The 19,949-nt window shown below is 59.6% G+C and carries 13 protein-coding genes; 3 read left to right on the top strand and 10 right to left on the bottom strand.

All coding sequences use genetic code 11. The features are described from left to right. Positions 1-38: 38 nt before the first annotated feature. Positions 39-2,351, top strand: a complete 2,313-nt coding sequence (gene metE / locus AC1DWM_RS17485; RefSeq protein ID WP_477795763.1) for a 5-methyltetrahydropteroyltriglutamate--homocysteine S-methyltransferase — start codon at positions 39-41, stop codon at positions 2,349-2,351. 43 nt (positions 2,352-2,394) lie between these two features. On the opposite strand, the gene AC1DWM_RS17490 is transcribed toward metE, so the two are convergent. Continuing rightward, a complete protein-coding gene (locus AC1DWM_RS17490; protein ID WP_477795764.1) occupies positions 2,395-7,602 on the bottom strand; it encodes a dermonecrotic toxin domain-containing protein in 5,208 nt (1,735 codons plus the stop codon). A gap of 205 nt (positions 7,603-7,807) precedes the next feature. Here AC1DWM_RS17490 and AC1DWM_RS17495 point away from each other — a divergent pair, with 205 nt between their 5' ends. Beyond that, positions 7,808-8,842: an alpha/beta fold hydrolase gene (locus AC1DWM_RS17495; RefSeq protein WP_477795765.1), complete on the top strand. Its 1,035-nt coding sequence runs from the start codon at positions 7,808-7,810 to the stop codon at positions 8,840-8,842. A 112-nt stretch (positions 8,843-8,954) separates the two neighbouring features. Here the strand turns inward: AC1DWM_RS17495 and AC1DWM_RS17500 are convergent, their stop codons facing one another. After that, complete coding sequence (locus AC1DWM_RS17500; protein ID WP_477795766.1) at positions 8,955-9,311, bottom strand: DUF6124 family protein; 357 nt, start codon at positions 9,309-9,311, stop codon at positions 8,955-8,957. Positions 9,312-9,859: 548 nt separating this feature from the next. On the opposite strand from AC1DWM_RS17500, the gene AC1DWM_RS17505 reads away from it, so the two are divergent. Next, the gene (locus tag AC1DWM_RS17505; protein WP_477795767.1) at positions 9,860-10,528 is read left to right on the top strand and encodes a DsbA family oxidoreductase; all 669 of its coding nucleotides are present in this window, start codon (positions 9,860-9,862) and stop codon (positions 10,526-10,528) included. A 107-nt stretch (positions 10,529-10,635) separates the two neighbouring features. On the opposite strand, the gene AC1DWM_RS17510 is transcribed toward AC1DWM_RS17505, so the two are convergent. From AC1DWM_RS17510 to glpD, 8 genes are all read right to left on the bottom strand, one after another. Further along, the gene (locus AC1DWM_RS17510; RefSeq protein WP_223512201.1) at positions 10,636-10,965 is read right to left on the bottom strand and encodes a GlpM family protein; all 330 of its coding nucleotides are present in this window, start codon (positions 10,963-10,965) and stop codon (positions 10,636-10,638) included. A gap of 8 nt (positions 10,966-10,973) precedes the next feature. After that, the gene (gene aauR / locus AC1DWM_RS17515; protein WP_477795768.1) at positions 10,974-12,302 is read right to left on the bottom strand and encodes a two-component response regulator AauR; all 1,329 of its coding nucleotides are present in this window, start codon (positions 12,300-12,302) and stop codon (positions 10,974-10,976) included. Further along, complete coding sequence (gene aauS, locus AC1DWM_RS17520) at positions 12,299-14,200, bottom strand: two-component sensor histidine kinase AauS (RefSeq protein WP_477795769.1); 1,902 nt, start codon at positions 14,198-14,200, stop codon at positions 12,299-12,301. Before aauS ends, aauR begins: the two co-directional genes overlap by 4 nt. 137 nt (positions 14,201-14,337) lie before the next feature. After that, on the bottom strand, positions 14,338-15,072 hold the full coding sequence (locus AC1DWM_RS17525) for an amino acid ABC transporter ATP-binding protein (RefSeq protein ID WP_223512102.1): 735 nt from the start codon (positions 15,070-15,072) through the stop codon (positions 14,338-14,340). Then, positions 15,069-15,740, bottom strand: a complete 672-nt coding sequence (locus AC1DWM_RS17530; protein WP_150779483.1) for an amino acid ABC transporter permease — start codon at positions 15,738-15,740, stop codon at positions 15,069-15,071. Before AC1DWM_RS17530 ends, AC1DWM_RS17525 begins: the two co-directional genes overlap by 4 nt. Beyond that, entirely contained in the window at positions 15,740-16,486 is a 747-nt protein-coding gene (locus AC1DWM_RS17535; RefSeq protein ID WP_223512100.1) for an amino acid ABC transporter permease, read from the bottom strand. The genes AC1DWM_RS17530 and AC1DWM_RS17535 overlap by 1 nt, the downstream gene beginning before the upstream one ends. Before the next feature lie 351 nt (positions 16,487-16,837). Further along, a complete protein-coding gene (locus tag AC1DWM_RS17540; RefSeq protein ID WP_223512098.1) occupies positions 16,838-17,752 on the bottom strand; it encodes a glutamate/aspartate ABC transporter substrate-binding protein in 915 nt (304 codons plus the stop codon). 438 nt (positions 17,753-18,190) lie between these two features. After that, positions 18,191-19,729: a glycerol-3-phosphate dehydrogenase gene (gene glpD / locus AC1DWM_RS17545; RefSeq protein WP_477795770.1), complete on the bottom strand. Its 1,539-nt coding sequence runs from the start codon at positions 19,727-19,729 to the stop codon at positions 18,191-18,193. Positions 19,730-19,949: the final 220 nt, after the last annotated feature.

Genomic DNA, 19,949 nt, shown 5'->3' on the forward strand with positions numbered 1-19,949 from the left:
GCCATGTTTTACAGCATCTTTTATAGAGAGAACTCATCATGGCGCTGGCCCACACACTTGGTTTCCCACGCATCGGCGCGGACCGCGAACTGAAAAAAGCCCTCGAAGCCTATTGGAAGGGCGACCTCGATCAGGACGCGCTGAACCGTGTCGGCCGCCAATTGCGTGCCACCCGCTGGCAATTGCAGAAAGACGCCGGCATCGACCTGCTGCCGGTCGGTGACTTCGCCTGGTACGACCAGGTGCTGACCCATTCCCTGACGTTCGGCGTGATCCCCGAGCGTTTCGACAGCGCCAAAAATGCCAACGGCCTGCCGACCCTCGACACGCTGTTTGCCATGGCCCGAGGCGCTACCGCGACCTGCTGCGGCGGCGAACACGGCAAAGCGCAATACGCCCAGGAACTGACCAAGTGGTTCGACACCAACTACCACTACCTGGTCCCGGAATTCACCGCAGACCAACCGTTCAAACTGAGCTGGGAACAGCTTTTCGACGAAGTCGACGAGGCCAAGGCTCTCGGCCATAACGTCAAACCGGTGATCATCGGCCCGCTGACTTACCTGTGGCTGGGCAAAGCCAAAGGCAACGACTTCGACAAACTCGACCTGCTGGAACGCCTGCTGCCGGTGTACAACGAGATCCTCACGCGCCTCGCCGCTCAAGGCGTGGAATGGGTGCAGATCGACGAACCGATCCTGACCCTCGACCTGCCGCAAGCCTGGAAAAACGCCTTCGAACGGGCCTATCACATCCTTCAATATTCGCCGCTGAAAAAACTGGTGGCGACCTACTTCAGCGGTCTGGAAGACAACCTCGGCCTGGCCGTTGGCCTACCGGTGCAAGGCCTGCACATCGACGCGGTGCGTGCGCCGGATCAACTCGGCCAGGTGCTGGATCGGCTGCCGACCTACAAGATTCTCTCGGTCGGTTTGGTCAATGGTCGCAACGTTTGGCGCTGTGAACTGGAGCAAGTATTGGCGCAACTGCAACCGGCCCAAGAACGTTTTGGCGACAACCTGTGGGTCAGCAGTTCCTGTTCGCTGCTGCACAGCCCGGTGGACCTGGAACGTGAAGACAAACTCGACCCGGAACTGAAAAGCTGGCTGGCCTTTGCCGTGCAGAAGTGTGGCGAAATCGCCGTGTTGCGCGACGCCTTGAACGACCGGCAATCGCCAAAAGTGCAAGCCGCACTGGCCGAAAGTCGGGCGATTCAGGTCAACCGCGCCGAGTCGCCGCGTATCCATAAAGCCGATGTGCAGGCGCGTATTGCCGCCATCGGCGCAACGGACAGCCAACGTCATTCGCCGTTTGCCCAGCGCATCGAGCAGCAGCGTGCACGCTTGAAACTGCCAGCGTTCCCGACCACCACCATCGGTTCATTTCCGCAGACCGGTTCAATCCGTCTGGCGCGTCAGGCGTTCAAGCAAGGCAAGCTGTCGGCCAACGATTACACCGACGCCATGCACAGCGAAATCCGCCACGCCGTGCAAATACAGGAGCGCCTGGGACTGGACGTGCTGGTGCACGGTGAAGCCGAACGCAATGACATGGTCGAATACTTCGCCGAGCAGTTGGACGGCTACCTGTTCACCCGTTTCGGCTGGGTGCAGAGCTACGGTTCGCGCTGCGTGAAACCGGCGATTATCTACGGCGACCTCAGCCGCCCGAAGGCGATGACCGTCGACTGGATCACGTATGCACAGGGCCTGACCGACAAGGTCATGAAAGGCATGCTTACGGGGCCCGTGACCATGTTGATGTGGTCGTTCCCGCGCGAAGACGTGTCGCGCAAAATCCAGGCGCAACAATTGGCGCTGGCCCTGCGTGACGAAGTGGTCGACCTCGAAAACGCGGGCATCAAAATCGTCCAGATTGACGAAGCCGCGTTCCGTGAAGGCTTGCCACTGCGCCGGGCGCAATGGCAGGAGTATCTGGACTGGGCGGTGGAAGCGTTCCGCTTGAGCGCCAGCGGTGTGCGTGACGAAACCCAGATCCACACCCACATGTGCTACAGCGAATTCAACGACGTGATCGAGTCCATCGCGGCCATGGACGCCGACGTCATCACCATCGAAACCTCGCGCTCGGACATGGAATTGCTGGAGGCCTTTGAAGCGTTCGACTACCCGAATGACATTGGGCCGGGGGTCTACGACATCCACTCGCCACGGGTGCCGGACACGGGCGAGATGGTCAAGCTGATGAGCAAAGCCGTGAAGCGGATTCCGGCCGAGCGCTTGTGGGTGAACCCCGATTGCGGATTGAAAACCCGGGCGTGGCCGGAGACTGAAGCGGCGTTGGTGAATATGGTGGCGGCAGCACGGCAGTTGCGTAGTCAGCTGGCATAGGGTGCCTGAAGCGGGAGCGGAAAAACCGCTCCCGTTTTACGTTCTAAGCCGGGTTGAAATGTTTAAGCGCTACGGATTTCTTGCCGATGTCGGCGTATGGAAGGTTGGCATTTTCAGCGTGCGTCAGAAACCGGTGCTCTGGCAGTTTCAGATGGGCCTTTTCGAACTCTGCAAATGCAGGTGCTGCCCTGGCGTAGTGAAAATGGGCATACCACATCACCTTGGGCGGTGTTTGCGTCAGGTCTCGTACCTCGTATTCCTGCAGGTAGTCGGTTCGTCCGTCCGGCCGTTTACCCAGGTTTTCCATCGGCTTTTGCTTATGGATATCGACGATTTTCCTCTCCCCGAAATTTTGCTGCATGAGGTAATCCAGCATTCCATCGGTCGGGTTTCGACTGTTCATCGAGTACTCGATACGCAGCACCCGTGCGGTATGGGTCAGTTCGGTGGCTTTGTCACGTAGCTGCTGGATGAGCGCGTGACCGGGTTGAAGATCTTCGATCGCCAGGGCTCGCCGGCCGAGTTCGGCGGCCTCGCTGAACATCATGTGTTCTAGATCAACGGGCAGCATGTCCTGCCGGGCATAGGCCTCGACGCGGGTCTTGTACGCCGCCTGAGCACCGAGTCGGCTACGGGCATCGGCCGTTAACGCTCCAAGGTCTTGGTGAATGGGGTGAGAGCCCTGTTCCTGAGGATTTAGAAGGCGAAACTTGCCATTTGAGCCTTGTTCCCAAACCTCTTCGAAACCGCGATGTCCCGTCAGTGAGTATTGGCGTTTTTGGGTCGTCGGTTCCCAGCGTTCCTCCCCGATCAGCAATTGATCGTCTTCGGTGGTGAACACTTTTTTGCCGCGTTGCCCGGCCGTGGACGCTGGCGCTGGCTGATCGATAGCCTTGCGTGCCCGTTCGGCGATTTTCTCGATACCCTCCAGCAGTGGCCCCACGGCCTCCAGATGAAAGTGCTGGGGATAGCTGGCGGTCCAGGCATTCATGTTGCGGCGAAATTCCCCGTAGAGATCGAGGCACTCCTGCAGTATTCGATTGCGCTGGGCGCGGGTGGCGCTCACTTCCGGCAGGCTGTGTTGGGTGAACAAGGCGCGATCGACTTTGGTCCGAAGCGATTGTGCCCGTGCTTGCAGGTAGAACCAGGAAACATCGTTGGTGCTGTCGTAGCGTTTGACGATCTCCAGCAGGTGACTCGTTTTCAAGTACAGCTGATTGGCCTCGTTGAGCTTCGCGTTCAAGTCCACGAAGGCGCGGCTCAAGACTGTTTTGGTCGGTTTGTCAGTAATGCGCGGGTACCACAGGTTGAGGTCGCGCATGTGGGCATCGATCGCGTCGAACTCGCGCATATTCTCCAGGCGCAGCTTTCTGACGTCCTCCAGAATACGCAAACGCTCGCCCAGTGCCTCGGCAGGCAGTGCGTCCAACTGGTCCAGAAGATCGTCGATCCTGTCCGTCAGGGCCAGTGCCCGTTGACTGGCCAGGACCACCCGTTGTTTGGCCCGATCAGCCACTAACAAGGCGTCATTACTTTGTATTTCCTTGAGCACGCGTACTTTGTTGCCGCGCGTCATGGGGAGCAGATCAGCCAGCGTTTGGTAATGCTTGCTGCCCAGTTCCATGTCCTTGATGCACGCCGCTTCCAGTGCCGGTGTCAGCGCCGGACGAAGGTTTTCGGGGCTGGTGTTGTACGTTTCCATCAGGGCGGTGGTCCGCGTGATCTGGGCGTCGATCAGCGGGGCCATGGCATCGGCGGCTTCGGTCAGCGCTTGCTGGCGGCGCAAGGTCTGGTCGGTCCACCAGCGCGGCAGGCGTTCGCGAATGGCGGCCGGCCAGAGCGGGTCAAGGCCGTCTGCCAAGTGCCCGAGCACACCACCGCCACCCAGCCCGCCGCCCTCGAAGGTCACCCCGTAGACACCGAAGTAAGTGTCCCAATGGCCCGCCTCATCGAGGCCGACCGGTTGCTTGTAGGTTTTTTGTGAAGTACCGAAAAGTCGCCAGTTGCGTGAGTCGCTGCTGCGTTCAATTTGGTAGATGCGTCCCTGGCGAACGATAAAGTCACCGTCGGGATGCCGGTAGACATTGCGGTCAATCCCATGGGTAGCCGGTTCCAGGCCGGCCAGGGAAATCGGTTTTTCGTATGCGTACCCGGCGAAGCGCTGGACAGCATGCCGGGCCCGGCGTTTCGACGGCGATTGCAACGCCCCGGCGTTTTTACCCAATGCACCGAGTTGACGAATACGCGTCAGTGAGCGAGCGCCCTTCACTGTCCTGGCACCGACGGAAGCGCCCGGAAGAATGTCCATGGCGGCATCGATCAGTGACAACAACACCGATTCAATCTCCGTCAGACCATCGCCTACATCACCGCGCAACAGGGCCGCGACGGCGTGGTTGGCGCTGTTCCAGGCATCGTAGAGCGCGACACCCGCGCCGACAAAGGGCACCATTCCCAAGGCCATTTTTATGTAGTTGAACGCCCTCGGCCCGTTGAGCGCATAGCGTTCCTGATACAAGGCATCGTTGGAACGGGAGGTGCCGCGATGCGCTTCGATCAGGCGTCCCATATGCGCATCGAGCAGATGGGACGACAGCGACGTTGTTTTCGGCCAGGGCAAGCCGACCCCGATCATCGCGTCGAAATGCTTGAGCACGGCCTGGTTGATGCGGCTTGCATGGGCTCGCACGTTACCGATCAAGGCACGTCCGGCCAGATAACTGACCATCTCGCTGCGCAGGCACAGATTGAACAAGGCCCGGCGAGCAACCTCCAGATTGTCGTAGCGGCGCAGGAACTGACCGTCGGGGCTGTCAGGCAGATAAAGCAGGGTCACGCCGCTGACCTGCTCTTCAACGAACGTCACCCCTGACAACGTGGTGGGGCCTTCGTTGGGAGTGTCCTTGCCACCGGCGCTCAGGTAGGCCGGCCGGAGCACGATGCGCTTGCCCGCAACGTTCCAGGCTGGCGGCGTATCGGACGTAATAGCGATGCTCAACACCTGCCATTCGTTCTGATTGATCTGCTTTTGCAGGCGCGCGCAGGTCCCCTGCAACTGGAGCATCAGGCGCCAGGGCTCGATCAGGCATTCACGCCGGTGTTCCTTGATGAACGCGGTCTCGCTGGCCGAGCCCATGAAGGCGTCGCGAATCAGGTTTTCGTAGGCTTGGGGCAGATCCAGTTCAGGCAGCACCTTGCGCAGCCAGGGCAGGGTGATACCGCTTGCCAGCGCCCGGCGTTCGGTTTCATCCGACGCCGTGACTTCAAGCCGCATAAAACCCAGTCGCAGTGAAAGGGGTTCCAGCTGCATCGCGGGTGTGTTGGCGATATTGAGCTGGGCGAGTGCTTCGAGTGAGATTTTGCTGCGGGTTGCACTGGGCACTGCGACGAGTTTCTGCGGGGTTCCCGGGGCGGCGCCACCGGACAGTTGTTTTTGCAACGTAACCGCGTCGGGCAGATCAAGCTGCACGGCAAAATGCCCGTTGAGCGCGAAGTCTTTTCGCAGACGCGCCTGCACATGCTGGCGGGTGAAATCGTCACGCGGTGGCAGGGCGATTTCCAGTTGTGCATGACTGCGGCGCATGGCCAGGAGGTAAGCCTCCACCAAACCCTTGAGTTCAGCGCGCTCGGACGCCGATAAGGTGACCAGCCAATCGGGCAACAGGGAGAATAGTTTCGCGCTGCGGCTTTGTTCCAGCAGGTGTGCAAAGGCCAGGTTTCTGGCGGCCGGCACCGGGACTTGCAGGGTCGCCAGTGTTTGTTTGCGTAGCGTTTCCAGTGGGTCTGCATGTTGGCGCAGGTGCGCGGCTTGTTCTTCGAAGTGGCTGGTCTGTTTATCGAGGCTGTCATGCAGCGGGTCGGTGACGATTTTTTTCAGCTGCAAGGCCAGCACCCTGTCTTGGTCCTGGATCTTGAACAGCTGTTGTTCCAGTTCCGTGCGATTGGCAAACCGTTGCAAGCCACCGCCTAAACCTGGCCAGTACAGCAAGAGGCTGTGCGGCGATGGCGTATCTCGGGTGATGACGAAGGGACCGTTGAGTGCCTGGGTGGTGATGCCGCCATTGGGCCCGGTCATCGACAGCGTCAGGTTGGCCGCGATGATGGTTGCGTCGCGATCGGCCGCCAGCGGCGTATCCAGCACCGCCTTGATCAAACTGAACTCATCGCTGTCGAGCTGCTTGAGCGCCAACTGAAGTTGGGCCTCGGCGCGCAGGCCATCCTTGTGCGCTTGATAGAGCGCGCTGAACTCGCGGTTGATGGTCGCAAAGTCGAGGACACGGGACCTGTAAAGCAGGGCGGAGGCAGCCGTATCAGCGGCATGCTCTGCTGTCTCCAGCGCCTGCATTGCCTCTTTGAATGACTGTTGACGCTCGCTGTCGAGCTCGTCGCCCAACAGCGCTTCGAGCGCATCGCGCTGCCGGTTCAGTGAGGCCTGGCGCTGGGGCCAGGGAATGTCGGCAAACAGGTTGTCGAACAGCGGTTGTTCGTCCTCATCCTCAGCCGGGTTGTCTGGCAGCGGGATTTCAAGCTCTGGAGGCGACGCGAAAACGACGGCGTTCGCGTACTGCGGGCGTAAAAGCAGCTCAGTGATACCGAACGTGAGCGGCTGAGCCTTCGCGGTGTATTCAAAGCGCACGTCATCGTCGGGCAAACCTTGGGGAACAAGGGATTGTCGAGACAACCAGTCTTCCATGTCACGGCGCTGATTGAAGAACTGAATGGGAACCGGCCGGCCCGGCAGATACAGCCACTGTGCGGCGGGTTGCCGATCGCCCACGCGGATGACCCAGGCGGCGGGGATTTTCAGGGTACCGCTGTCGCTCAACACCAGGGTCAACTGTTCGGTGTGGATGGGTTGATCGTCCAGGCGCAGGCCTGAGACGGGTGGGGCCAGTACCAACAATAGCGGCTGCAACTGTTCCGTGGTCAGGGTTCGGCGAGCGAAGGCCACTTGGGCGCAGGCCTCGAAGTGACAGCGGTACAACTGACCCACCCGCTCGCGTCGCGACACCGGCGCACCGGGTGCCCGGGCATCCCAATAGGCGTTCCAACGTTCGTTGAGCGAGGGTTCAGGACGGTGACCTTTCAACGGTGCGGCGGCAAACAACGCCTGCAAACCCTGGCTGCACTCGCGCCAGCGCGCTGAAGCACTCAGCAACAGGCTTTCATCGGGGTTGTTCTTCAGGGGCGGATGCGCCGTCATCACAATCGGTGGGGAGACGGGCAAGGTGCTGAACACACTTTCATTCATGGCAACGTGGCTCTGTGCAGAGGAGCGGCGTATCCGCTCTTGAAGAGCTCCATTAAAAGAAACCTGCCATGGCCCGTGGCACTACATAGTTATCGCATCGACCATTGGGCGAGATTCACGAAACTGTCACGTAACTGTGGCAGCGCGCTTGATCAAACTTCATCAGACTCGCGCTCTACTGGGGTTCTGCGTTTCGGTGTTTTTCATGCGTGCACGATTTTTATCAACTGCGGCCTTTCTGGCCGCGTTGTTGTTTGGCTTACCGTCCTTTGCGGCGTCTCGTTGTGATGTCAACGTACCGACCCAACACGTCGATCTGGCGCAGGTGAGCCTGGCGTACCAGAGCATTGGCCGTGCGTCGGACCCTGCGTTGCTGCTGGTGATGGGCCTGGGCGGGCAGTTGATTCACTGGCCGGACGAGGTGGTGGTCGCGCTGTGTCAGCAGGGCTTCCGGGTGATTCGCTACGACAACCGTGATGTTGGCCTGTCCACGTGGCGGCAAACCCCGGCCGAAGCCAACCTGACCTTCGAAGCCTTGCGCTACAAACTCGGCTTGCCGGTGTCGGCGCCGTACACCCTGACCGACATGGCCGACGATGCCTTTGGCTTGATGGACGCGTTGCACGTCGAGCAATTCCACGTATTGGGTGCGAGCATGGGCGGGATGATCGCTCAGCACATGGCGGCGATGGCGCCGCAGCGCGTCGAGAGCCTGACGTTGCTCATGACCAGCTCCGGTGCCGAAGGCTTGCCGGCGCCGAGTGAGGCGCTGGTGCAATTATTGTCCCGTCGTGGCGCGCCGAATCGCGAAGTGGCGCTGGAGCAACAGGCGGATTTGCTCGCGGCGCTGGGCAGTCCGTCGATAACGGATGACCGGCAGGCGCTGTTGCAGCAAGCGGCGCAGTCCTACGACCGAGCGTTCAACCCGGAAGGCGTGAAGCGCCAGATCATGGCCATCCTCGCCGAGCGCAGTCGCGTGGACCTGCTCAACCAGTTGCGCGTGCCGACGCTGGTGGTGCACGGCACTGCCGATCCGCTGTTGCCGGTGATGCACGGTGTGCATCTGGCGGCACATATTCGTGGCAGTCAGTTGAAGCTGATCCCGGGGTTGGCGCATCGGTTCCAGGAGGCATTCAAGGAACCGTTGCTGGCGGCGGTGTTGCCGTACTTGCAGGCCCATCGCGAAGACACTTCGCATTGGGCGCAGATCGACCCAGTTACCTACCCAAACCTTCTGTAACCCCCAATCCAAATTGTAGGAGTGAGCCTGCTCGCGATGGCGGCGGATCAGTCAGTATTGATGTAGCAGACAGACCGCTATCGCGAGCAGGCTCACTCCCACAGGTTTTGTTTTACGTCGGGACGACGTTATCAAGCATCAGGTTCACCGCCAGTTCGCCGAGCATGACCGAATTCTGAATGCCGAGCACGGTGTTGCGCTGGGTGCCGTCGACCGTTGCGGCGAAGTTGTTCAACATCACGCTCGCCGACGCCAGTGATTCGCAGGCGTTGACCAGCAGGGTTTCGTTGTCGGTGTCGGCGGCGACGAAGTAGATGGTGCTGGGTTTGCGTGGGGTGTCTTTGGGAATGACCGGTTTGAGGTAGTAGTCGAGGGCGCGGTCGGCGGCTTTGTTGAGCTTTTTGGACTCTGGGGTTTCGTAGGGGGAAACGTCGTCGGTTTCCGGTGGATTCGGCGTTATTTTGAACATGAGGCATTTTTCCTAATAGTAGTGCCGCAACCTGTCTCGCTACTAAACGGAAAGGGTGGCAGCTGTGCGCAAGTTAGTAGACCGGTAAAATCGCCCAAAACCCGGCGCGCCCGAGGGCGCCATGCGCACAGCTACCATCAAGTGCAGGTGAAAACCTGACTGGATGACACTTGTGCAACCGTAGACGAAATCAGCCGGGCTACTAAACCCGATCACTGGGAATCAGTGACAGGACCAAGTTACCGACGGGCCTCCAGGCGCACAAGCCGGCGGATTCTGACGTGGTTGTAGGCGACGGCGCAAGGCGCTGTAGCTTTCAGGAAGTAACCTTAAACAGAACTAAACACACGCCCCCAAACACCACACAAACCTGTAGGAGCCTGGCTTGCCAGCGATGGCGGCGTGTCAGTCACCACACATGTCGGCTGGAAGACCGCTTTCGCGGGCAAGCCCGGCTCCTACAGGGATTAGCGCAATGGCTGCCACCTCGGGGCGGTCAGGTGTATCGTTCGAACTTTCCGGCGCGATCCAAGCCTGCGAGGTGTGTGATGAGTACCCCTTTGAAAATCGATTTCGTCAGCGACGTGTCCTGCCCCTGGTGCGTTGTCGGCTTGTACGGCCTGACCCGGGCGCTGGAGGTTTTGCGCGATGAGGTCCAGGCCGAGATCCGCTTCCAGCCGTTCGAACTGAACCCGAAGATGGGCCCCGACGGCCAGAACATCACCGAACACATCACCGAAAAGTACGGCTCGACCCCGGAGCAGTCACAAAAGAACCGCGAAATGATCCGCGCCCGTGGCGCCGAGGTCGGGTTTGCGTTTCGCACCGACGGCAACAGCCGCATCTACAACACCTTTGATGCCCATCGTTTGTTGTATTGGGCAGGGCTGGAAGGGCGGCAGTTCAATCTGAAAGAAGCGCTGTTCAAGGCGTATTTCACCGACGGCGGCAATCCGTCCGATCACGGGCAGTTGGCGCAGATCGCCGAAAGCGTCGGGCTGGACCGGCAACGAGCCGAGACGATTCTTGCGTCGGATGAATACGCCAAGGAAGTGGTTGAGGAAGAGCAATTGTGGCTGACCCGAGGCGTGAGTTCAGTGCCGACGGTGGTGTTCAACGGGCAGTACGCAGTGAGTGGCGGGCAGCCAGTGGAAACGTTTGTCGGCGCGATCCGGCAGATCATGAGTGAAGCCAAGGGCGGTACTGTTAACGGCTGAGATCGTTCCCACGCTCTGCGTGGGAATGCCTCTAGAGACGCTCCGCGTCCAGTGACGCGGAGCGTCACGGGCTGCATTCCCACGCGGAGCGTGGGAACGATCAGTAATCAGGCCTGGAGGCGAACCCAAACGGTGACGAGGATTGTCGCCGCGATCAACCAACCCACCGCAGCCACGGCCAGCGACGCCTCCAGTCGCATCCGGTCCACCATCACATACAACGTCGCCAGGTAAACGAAGTAGGGAATGATCGACCACATGCCAAACACGATGGTGGTCTTCAAGTCCTCCACTGAGCGCCCTTTGCCGACGATGAAATGCGCAATCAGCGCAAAGGTCGGAAACAACGGCACCAGGCCGGCGATGTAGTAATTTCTGGTCTTGGCCAGTGCCGCCAGAATCAGCACCACCGCCGCGCCCAACGCTGCTTTCAGAATCAGATCCATCAGTGGCTCAGCCCGTACTTTTTAACCTTGTCGAACAGCGTGGTCTTGGCCATGCCCAGTTCCAGGCTGGCCTGGGTCAGGTTGCCGCCGCTGCGCTGCAAGGCGTCGCTGAGCAAATTGCGTTCGAAGGCTTCTACCGCTTCGGCGAAGGCCAGGCCCTGATTACTGCCACTGGCACCGGTCTTTTTGAAGGCCGGCAGGCCGAGGGCGAAGCGTTCGGCGACGTTGCGCAGTTCGCGCACGTTGCCCGGCCAGTCGTGGCTCATCAGGTTCGACAGGGTCTGGTTGTCCAACTCCGGCACGGCGCGGTCAAAGCGCAGGGATGACTGCTGCAAAAAGTGCTCGAACAATTGCAGGATGTCCTCGCGACGTTCGCGCAGCGGCGGCAATTCCAGAGTGACCACGTTCAAGCGGTAGTACAGGTCGCTGCGGAATTCGCCAGCCTTGCTGGTTTCGGCCAGGTCGGATTTGGTGGCCGCAATCACCCGGCAATCCACCGCCACGCTCTGGTTCGAACCGAGGCGTTCGAGGGTGCGCTCCTGCAACACTCGCAGCAGTTTGATTTGCAGCGGCAGGGGCATGCTTTCCACTTCGTCGAGGAACAGCGTGCCGCCGTCGGCATGTTCGATCTTGCCGATCCGTCGCTTGCCGGCGCCGGTGAAGGCGTTGGCTTCATGGCCGAAAATTTCGCTTTCGAACAGGTTCTCCGGCAGACCGCCGCAGTTCAGCGCGACGAATTGTTTGGTGTGGCGGCGACTGAAGTCATGCAGGCAACGCGCGACCAGTTCTTTACCGGTGCCGGTCTCGCCTTCGATCAACACGTTGGCCGAGGTGTCGGCGACGTTGGCGATCAACTCGCGCAAGTTCTGCATGGCCGGCGAACGGCCAATGATCCGGCCTTCCAGCGAGTCGCGCTCGGCCAATTGCCGGCGCAACGAAGACACTTCGCGGGCGAGGCTGCGTTGTTCCAGCGCACGGCGGGCAACGTCCACCAGGCGTTCGGGGGAGAAGGGTTTCTCCATGAAGTCATAGGCGCCTTTTTGCATCGCGCCGACGGCCATGGAGATGTCCCCGTGACCGGTAATCAGCACCACCGGCAAGCTGCGATCGCGGGCCTTGAGTCGGGTCAGCAGTTCCAGGCCATCGATACCCGGCAGGCGAATATCGCTGATGACGATGCCGGCAAAGTTGTCGCCGACACGTTCCAGTGCTTCCTCGGCGCTGCCCACGCCGACGCAGGGAATGTCTTCCAGGGTCAGCGCCTGTTGGCAGCCGAGCAGCACATGAGGATCGTCCTCGACGATCAGCACACTAAGGTCGTTGTTCATATGGGCTCGGCGGAAGTAGGGCTTACCAACGGTAAACTGAGGACGAAAGTGGTACCACCGCTGACCGGGTGTTCGACACCCAAATTTCCGCCAGTAGCGGCGGCCAGACTGGCGGACAGGGTCAGGCCGAGGCCCAGCCCCTGTTCACCGGGTTTGGTGGTGAAGAACGGTTCGAACAGATGCTTGCGCGCTTCGGCGTCGATGCCGTGGCCGTTGTCGCGCACGCGAAGACGGTATTTGCCGTCGAAGACGTCACCTTCCAGCCACAACTCCGGCAGCGGTTGGGCCTGCATGGCATCGAGGGCGTTGCCGATCAGGTTGACCAGAATCTGTTCGAGGCGGGTCTGATCGATCTGCACTTGTACATCTTTGAAATCGCGATGCAGTTGCAGGTGCGCGCTTTCCACCCGACTACTGAGCAGTTGCAAGGCGGCGTCTACGGCTTTGCCGAGGCTGGCCTGGCCTTTGTCATCACCGCGACGAGCGAAAGAGCGCAGGCTGGCAGTGATCCGGCCCATGCGGTCGATCAGTTCGTTGATGGTATTGAGGTTGGTGCTGGCCACGTCCAGCTGACCACGCTCAAGGAAGCGCACGGTATTACCGGACAAGGTGCGCAGCGCGGCCAGCGGCTGGTTCAATTCGTGGGCAATGCTGGTCGACATTTGGCCGATAGCCGCAAGTTTGCCGGCCTGCACCAGTTCATCCTGGGCGCGGCGCAGCGTCTCTTCCGCGTGCCGGCGCTCGCGGATCTGGCCCTTGAGCCGTTCGTTGCTGGCGCGCAGGTCGGTGGTGCGTTCGGTAATCCGACGCTCCAGTTGATTGTTGGCTTCCTGCAAGGCTTCCCGGGCGGCGAGGCGGGTGGCGATGACCTTGCGCCGCTCGTTCCAGGCGATCAGCAGAAACGCCACCAAGGCGAACGCTACCGCCACCAGAATCCCCTGATTGATCGCTTCACGGCGCAAATCCTGAAGCGGCGTGTGCAGGGTGAAATTCCACGGGGTATCGCTCAAGGGCCGGGTCTGGGCCAGGTAGCTGATGTCCTCTTCGTCGGACGCCACTTCGCTGTTGGCGGGGAATGTCAGCTTCTCGACACCCTCGGCCAGGGTTTCACGGGCCAGCGGTTGCAGTTCATTCAGCGGAAACCAGTAGTACTGAAGGCTGCGGGCGAGTTTTTCTTTGGTCTCATCGCTCAACGGCACGACCGACTTGAGTCGTCGCGCCGGATCACTGGAGAGAATGATGATGCCGTTTTCGTCGCTGACGAAGGCTTCGAGGCGCGCCCGCTGCCAACGTTCCTCCAGGGCTTCGAGGCGGATTTTGACCACCGCGACGCCGATGATTTTGCCGTGCTCTTCCAGGCCGTGGGCCAGGTAGTAACCGGGTTCGCCGTTGGTGCTGCCGATGCCGTAGAAACGTCCCGGCTGGCCGCGAATGGCGTTCTGGAAATAAGCGCGGAAGGACAGGTCTTCACCGAGGTAACTATCGACATCGCGCCAGTTACTGGTGGCTACGACACGGCCGGTCGTGTCCATCACGTAGATAGCCCGACTGCGGCTGCGCCGGTTCAGGCCTTCAAGGTAATCATTGACCGTTTGCCGGTGTTCCGGCGACGGGTCGGCCAGCAGTGTGGAAACACTGGTTTCGAGTTCCAGCAGGCTGGGCAGGTAGGTGTATTTGCTGATCTCGCTCTCGACGGCGCGGGCGTGCAGTTCGAGCTGACGCTGGCCGTTCTCGCTGAGGCTGCGAATGCCGTAGTGTTCACTGACGCAGAAGCCGGCGTAACCCAGTCCGATCATCAGGGCGATGATCAGCGGCGGCAGTAACATGTGGCGAATCAGACGGGGTTTCACGGCAAGTGATGGCGTTGCTGCGCGATAGAGAATGGGGTCGCATTTCATCACAGATGCCTTGGGTCAACCACAACACAAATCTGAACCTTGCACCGACCCCTGTAGGAGCACGGCTTGCCGGCGATGACATCCGATAAAACGCCATCGCCGGCAAGCCGTGCTCCTACAGGGGAGCGGTGTTTTGTTTAGTGCTGCAGAATCTTGTTGAGGAAGTGCTGTGTCCGCTCGGCACGGGCGCCGATGTCGCCGAAGAATTCCTCTTTCTGGCAGTCTTCGATGATTTTGCCCGCGTCCATGAAGATCACCCGGTCCGCCACTTTACGGGCGAAGCCCATTTCGTGGGTCACGCACATCATGGTCATGCCTTCGTGGGCCAGTTGCACCATCACATCGAGCACTTCGTTGACCATTTCCGGGTCCAGTGCCGAGGTCGGTTCGTCGAACAGCATGACGATTGGGTCCATCGCCAGTGCGCGGGCAATCGCCACACGCTGTTGCTGACCACCGGAAAGCTGGCCCGGGTGCTTGTGAGCATGGGCAGACAGGCCGACGCGCTCAAGCAGTTGCAGGCCTTTCTTGGTGGCTTCTTCCTTGCTGCGGCCCAACACCTTGATCTGCGCGATGGTCAGGTTTTCGGTGATGGTCAGGTGCGGGAACAGTTCGAAATGCTGGAACACCATGCCAACGCGCGAACGCAATTTCGGCAGGTTGGTCTTCGGGTCGGCAATCGAAGTGCCATCGACGACGATGTCGCCTTTCTGGAACGGTTCCAGGGCGTTGACGCACTTGATCAGGGTGGATTTGCCGGAGCCGGACGGCCCGCACACCACGATCACTTCGCCTTTTTTGACCTCGGTGCTGCAATCAGTCAGTACCTGGAAGTCGCCATACCACTTGTTGATGTTCTTGATAGAGATCATACGGCAAACCTTTTTTGCAGACGCTTGACCAGCAGCGAGGCGGCAAAGCTGATTGTGAAGTACACGAGACCTGCGAAGATCAGGAACTCATTGGAGCGGCCAATAATGTCGCCGCTGGCACGCGAGGCGTTGAGGAAGTCCACCAGGCCGACCGCGTAAACCAGCGAGGTGTCCTGGAACAGGATGATGCTCTGTTGCAGCAACAGCGGGGTCATCTTGCGGAACGCTTGCGGCAGGATGATCAGACGCATCATCTGGCCGTACGTCATGCCCAAAGCCTGGGCAGCGCCCATCTGGCCTTTGGGAATCGACTGCACACCGGCCCGGACGATTTCGCAGAAGTACGCCGCTTCAAACATCATGAAGGCCACGATGCACGAAGCGAACGCGCCGATCGGGGTGTCTTCGCCGGTGATCCAGCGCAGCACGAACGGCACCGCCAGGTAGAACCAGGTGATCACCAGCAGCAGCGGGATCGAGCGGAAGTAGTTAACGTAGGCGCCGGCAATGTTCGACAGCAGTTTGCTGTGGGACAGGCGCATCAGGGCCAGGATCGTGCCGAGGATAATGCCGCCGACCACGCCCATGACCATCAGCTTGAGGGTCATGACCATGCCGTTCCACAAGCCCGGCAGGGAAGGGATGATTCCCGAGAAGTCGAATTCCATCATTTACCCCCTACGGAGATCAGGCCCGGTACGGCCACTTTCTTCTCGACCAGGCGCATCAGCAGCATCAGGCTCATGTTCAGGGTGAAGTAGATCAGGGTTGCCAGGGTGAAAGCTTCGAACAGGTTGGCGGAGAACTCGGCGGTCTGTTTGGTTTGCGCGAGCAGCTCCATCAGGCCGATCAGCGAGGCCACGGACGTGTTCTTGAACACGTTGAGGAATTCCGAGGTGAGCGGCGGAATGATGATCCGGTAGGCCTGGGGCAGCAGCACGTTCCAGTAGATCTGTGGCAGCTTGAAGCCCATGGCGCGAGCGGCGGACTCCTGGCCTTTGGGCAGGGCCTGGATGCCGGTGCGCACTTGTTCGCAAACGCGAGCGGTGGTGAACAGACCCAGGCAGACGACGACGCTCAGGAAAGCCGAGGTGACCGGGCTCAGGTCCTGTTTGTACCATTCTTGCAGGTCTTGCGGCAGCAGGTCAGGCACCAGGAAGTACCAGATGAACAGCTGAACCAGCAGCGGCACATTACGGAAAAGTTCGACGTAGCAGGTCGCGATGCCCGATACGATGCGATTCGGTACGGTGCGCATGACGCCCAGAATCGAGCCCAGTGTCAGGGCGATGATCCAGGCCACGATGGCGATGGCAATGGTCCAGCCCAAACCGGCGATGTACCAGTCGAGATAGGTCTCGCTGCCAACGCCAGTGGACTTGAAGAACACGCCCCAGTCCCAGTTGTAATTCATTAGGGTCTCCCCTCAGATCGTTCGATGTACAAGTGCCCGCCTGGGGAAGCTCCGTTCCCGCCCTGATCAGGTGGCCTGTGTGGTCAGTTCTGTCAGCTCAACTTCGGCTCCGGAAGTCCATCTCCTGCGTTGCTGTTCCTCGCCATAGCGGGCTATGACTCGTCACAGCGCCTTGGATATGAACATCCGGCACCGAATTTGAGCTAACGAACTGACCGTACAGGCCACTACGATCAGGCACACACGAGCGGCTCGACAGCCACCGGTTCGAGTGTTTCCAAAAATGCCAGCAGGGAGTGACAAACCCCTGAAAGGGCAGCGGCCCTCTCAGGAGATAAGGTTAGTCAGAAATCAGGATTTCTTTTCGTCAGCCGCTTTATCGGTCGGATTGGCGATCAGGGCCTTGAGTTCGTCGCTCATCGGGAAGTTCAGGTTCAGGCCTTTAGGCGGAATTGGCGCCATGAACCATTTTTCGTAGATCTTGTTGATCTCGCCCGACTTGTAAGTGGCGATGATGGCGTCATCCACCGCTTTCTTGAACGGCTCGTCGCCCTTGCGGACCATGCAGCCGTAGATTTCGAAGGACTGTGGCGTACCGGTCACGGCCCAGTCATCGGCTTTCTTGGCCTTGGCTGCTTCGCCCGCCAGCAAGGCGTCGTCCATCATGAAAGCCACAGCACGGCCCGATTCCAGCATCTGGAAGGACTCGCCGTGGTCTTTGGCGGAGATGACGTTCATGCCCATTTGCTTGTCGGCGTTCATCGACTTGAGCAGGCGCTCGGACGTGGTGCCAGCGGTGGTCACGACGTTCTTGCCTTTGAGGTCGGGGAAGTCTTTGTAAGTCGAATCTTTCTTGGACAGCAGGCGGGTGCCGATTTCGAAGATGCCAACGGAGAAGTCAACTTGCTGCTGACGCTCGACGTTGTTGGTGGTGGAGCCGCACTCGACGTCCACGGTGCCGTTCTGCACCAGCGGGATACGGGTTTGCGAGGTCACCAGGTTGTATTTGACCTGGAGGTTCGGCATGTCGAGGTCTTTCTTGATGGCTTCGACGATTTTTAGTTGCAGATCGTGGGAGTAGCCGACCGGCTTGCCGGAAGCGTCCGCGATGTACGAAAACGGAATGGAAGCGTCACGATGCCCGAGGGTGATGACACCGGACTCTTTGATCTTTTTCAGGGTGCCGGTGAGTTCGGCAGCGAAAACCGGAGTGCTGATCAGAGCGGCAGCAATGGCTGCGCCCAGGATGTGGGGAACGATGCGCATCAAATTTTCCTCGACATTGTTTTTTTTATGGAGCCAGTTTATCGGCCCTTTTGTGCTTCGAACGCCTGTGGGCTCCTGAAGGGGCGCAACAGGCATTCGTCGAAGAAGTGTAGAGCATGACTCGTGCCAGGCTAGGCAGTACAGGTTAACTTATTGATTTATAACGATATTAAATATTTATGGCGTTATTTGTCGCGTGGAATAATCCGGTTAACCGAATCGACCGACAGGTCGCGTTCGGAAAACCGAATGCCATCCCGTACTCCTGTAATTGAATGGGCTTRCCCGCGATGGCGGCGTGTCAGTCACCACAGATGTTGGCTGGAAGACCGTCATCGCGGGCAAGCCCGGCTCCTACAGGGACGTGGTGGTGTCTGGCAGTATGCAAAAAGCCCCTGAATCTCTCGATTCAGGGGCTTTGCTTTAACCGATTGCCGATCAGGCCGCTTCGATCTTGCTGCGGTTCTGTTCGACCTTGCTCAGGTAATCCGCCAGTTTCTGTTGTTGCGCCGCAGTGGTGAACAGCCCGAGCTTGCTACGACGCCACAATACGTCATGCGCGGTGGTCGCCCATTCATCGCTGCACAGGTAATCAACTTCGCGGGTGTAGAGCCCGCCGCCGATGTGTTCACCCATATCACTGAGGTTCTGCACACCTTCGAGCATGCGCCAGGTGCGGCTGCCGTAGGTGGTGGCCCAGCGGCGGGCGATTTCAGTTGGCACCCAGTCGAACTTGTCGCGGATCAAGGCGCACAAGGCTTGTGGGGTGGTCATGTCTTCGCCGCCCGGCAGTGTGGCGCTCGCAGTCCAGCTTGGCTTCATGTGGGTGAAGTACGGCGTCAGCTGCGCCAACGCCGATTCGGCCAGTTTGCGGTAAGTGGTCAGCTTGCCGCCGAACACCGACAGCAAGGGCGCTTCTTCACCGGTGCCCGACAGTGCCAGGGTGTAGTCGCGGGTGACGGCCGACGGGTTGTCGGACTCGTCGTTGCACAGCGGGCGAACACCGGAATAGCTGTGCAGGATGTCGTCGCGGCTGATCTGCTTTTTGAAGTGGGCATTGACCACGTTCAACAGGTAATCGGTTTCGCCATCGGTGATCGCAACTGCAGCCGGATCGCCGGTGTACTCACGGTCGGTGGTGCCGATCAGGGTGAAGTGGTTCAGGTACGGAATAGTGAAGACGATGCGTTGATCTTCGTTTTGCAGAATGTGCGCATGTTCACCTTCGTACAGTTTCGGCACGATCAGGTGGCTGCCCTGAATCAGGCGAATGCCGTACGGCGATTCCATCTTCAGGTCGTCACGAATGAACTTGGCGACCCACGGACCGGCCGCGTTGACCAGTGCCTTAGAGCGGATCGAAAACAGGCTGCCATCGGCGCGTTCCAGGTTCAGGTGCCACAAACCCTTGGAGCGACGCGCGCTGACGCAACGGGTCTGGGTGTGAACATGGGCGCCTTTTTCGCGAGCAGCCATGGCATTCAAGACTACAAGGCGCGCGTCATCGACCCAGCAATCGGAGTATTCAAAGCCTTTGGTGATTTCGCTTTTCAGCGCGCTGTCCGGACCGAACTTCAGGCTTTTCGAGCCCGCGAGTTTTTCCCGTTTGCCGAGGTTGTCATACAGAAACAGGCCGGCGCGAATCATCCACGCGGGACGCAGGTGCGGACGATGTGGCAGCACGAAACGCATCTGCTTGACGATGTGCGGTGCCTTGGCCAACAGCACTTCGCGTTCAGCGAGGGCTTCGCGCACCAGGCGGAACTCGTAATGTTCGAGATAGCGCAGGCCACCGTGGATCAACTTGCTGCTGGCCGAGGAGGTGTGGCTGGCAAGGTCGTCCTTTTCACAAAGGAACACCGAAAGACCGCGGCCGGCGGCATCCGCTGCGATCCCCACGCCATTGATCCCGCCACCGATGACGGCGATATCGTAAACCTCAGCGAGAGGGGGCGTACGCAAGGTGGAAGTGGGCATCGGCTGGCCTCGGTGCTTGTTTTATGTATTTGAATTCGAACATTAATGTTCATTTGCGAAAATGGTAGCCCATAAAGACGCCCGCAGCCAGTTAACTTCGATTAAAAAAACTCATCGAAGGGCGGTTAAAGGAAAATTTTCGAACATTAGAAGAATTAAGAGAGAGGTGCGCAGCGATTTCTGTAGGAGCCCGGCTTGCCGGCGATGACGTACTTGAGGC

Source organism: Pseudomonas sp. P4_C8, from assembly GCF_056401975.1.

What these genes read in the sequence shown, in the direction of transcription:
- metE (WP_477795763.1), top strand. Translation starts at nt 39, where the DNA reads ATGGCGCTGGCCCACACACTTGGTTTCCCACGCATCGGCGCGGACCGC.
- AC1DWM_RS17490 (WP_477795764.1), bottom strand. Translation starts at nt 7,602, where the DNA reads ATGAATGAAAGTGTGTTCAGCACCTTGCCCGTCTCCCCACCGATTGTG.
- AC1DWM_RS17495 (WP_477795765.1), top strand. Translation starts at nt 7,808, where the DNA reads ATGCGTGCACGATTTTTATCAACTGCGGCCTTTCTGGCCGCGTTGTTG.
- AC1DWM_RS17500 (WP_477795766.1), bottom strand. Translation starts at nt 9,311, where the DNA reads ATGTTCAAAATAACGCCGAATCCACCGGAAACCGACGACGTTTCCCCC.
- AC1DWM_RS17505 (WP_477795767.1), top strand. Translation starts at nt 9,860, where the DNA reads ATGAGTACCCCTTTGAAAATCGATTTCGTCAGCGACGTGTCCTGCCCC.
- aauR (WP_477795768.1), bottom strand. Translation starts at nt 12,302, where the DNA reads ATGAACAACGACCTTAGTGTGCTGATCGTCGAGGACGATCCTCATGTG.
- aauS (WP_477795769.1), bottom strand. Translation starts at nt 14,200, where the DNA reads ATGAAATGCGACCCCATTCTCTATCGCGCAGCAACGCCATCACTTGCC.
- AC1DWM_RS17525 (WP_223512102.1), bottom strand. Translation starts at nt 15,072, where the DNA reads ATGATCTCTATCAAGAACATCAACAAGTGGTATGGCGACTTCCAGGTA.
- AC1DWM_RS17530 (WP_150779483.1), bottom strand. Translation starts at nt 15,740, where the DNA reads ATGGAATTCGACTTCTCGGGAATCATCCCTTCCCTGCCGGGCTTGTGG.
- AC1DWM_RS17535 (WP_223512100.1), bottom strand. Translation starts at nt 16,486, where the DNA reads ATGAATTACAACTGGGACTGGGGCGTGTTCTTCAAGTCCACTGGCGTT.
- AC1DWM_RS17540 (WP_223512098.1), bottom strand. Translation starts at nt 17,752, where the DNA reads ATGCGCATCGTTCCCCACATCCTGGGCGCAGCCATTGCTGCCGCTCTG.
- glpD (WP_477795770.1), bottom strand. Translation starts at nt 19,729, where the DNA reads ATGCCCACTTCCACCTTGCGTACGCCCCCTCTCGCTGAGGTTTACGAT.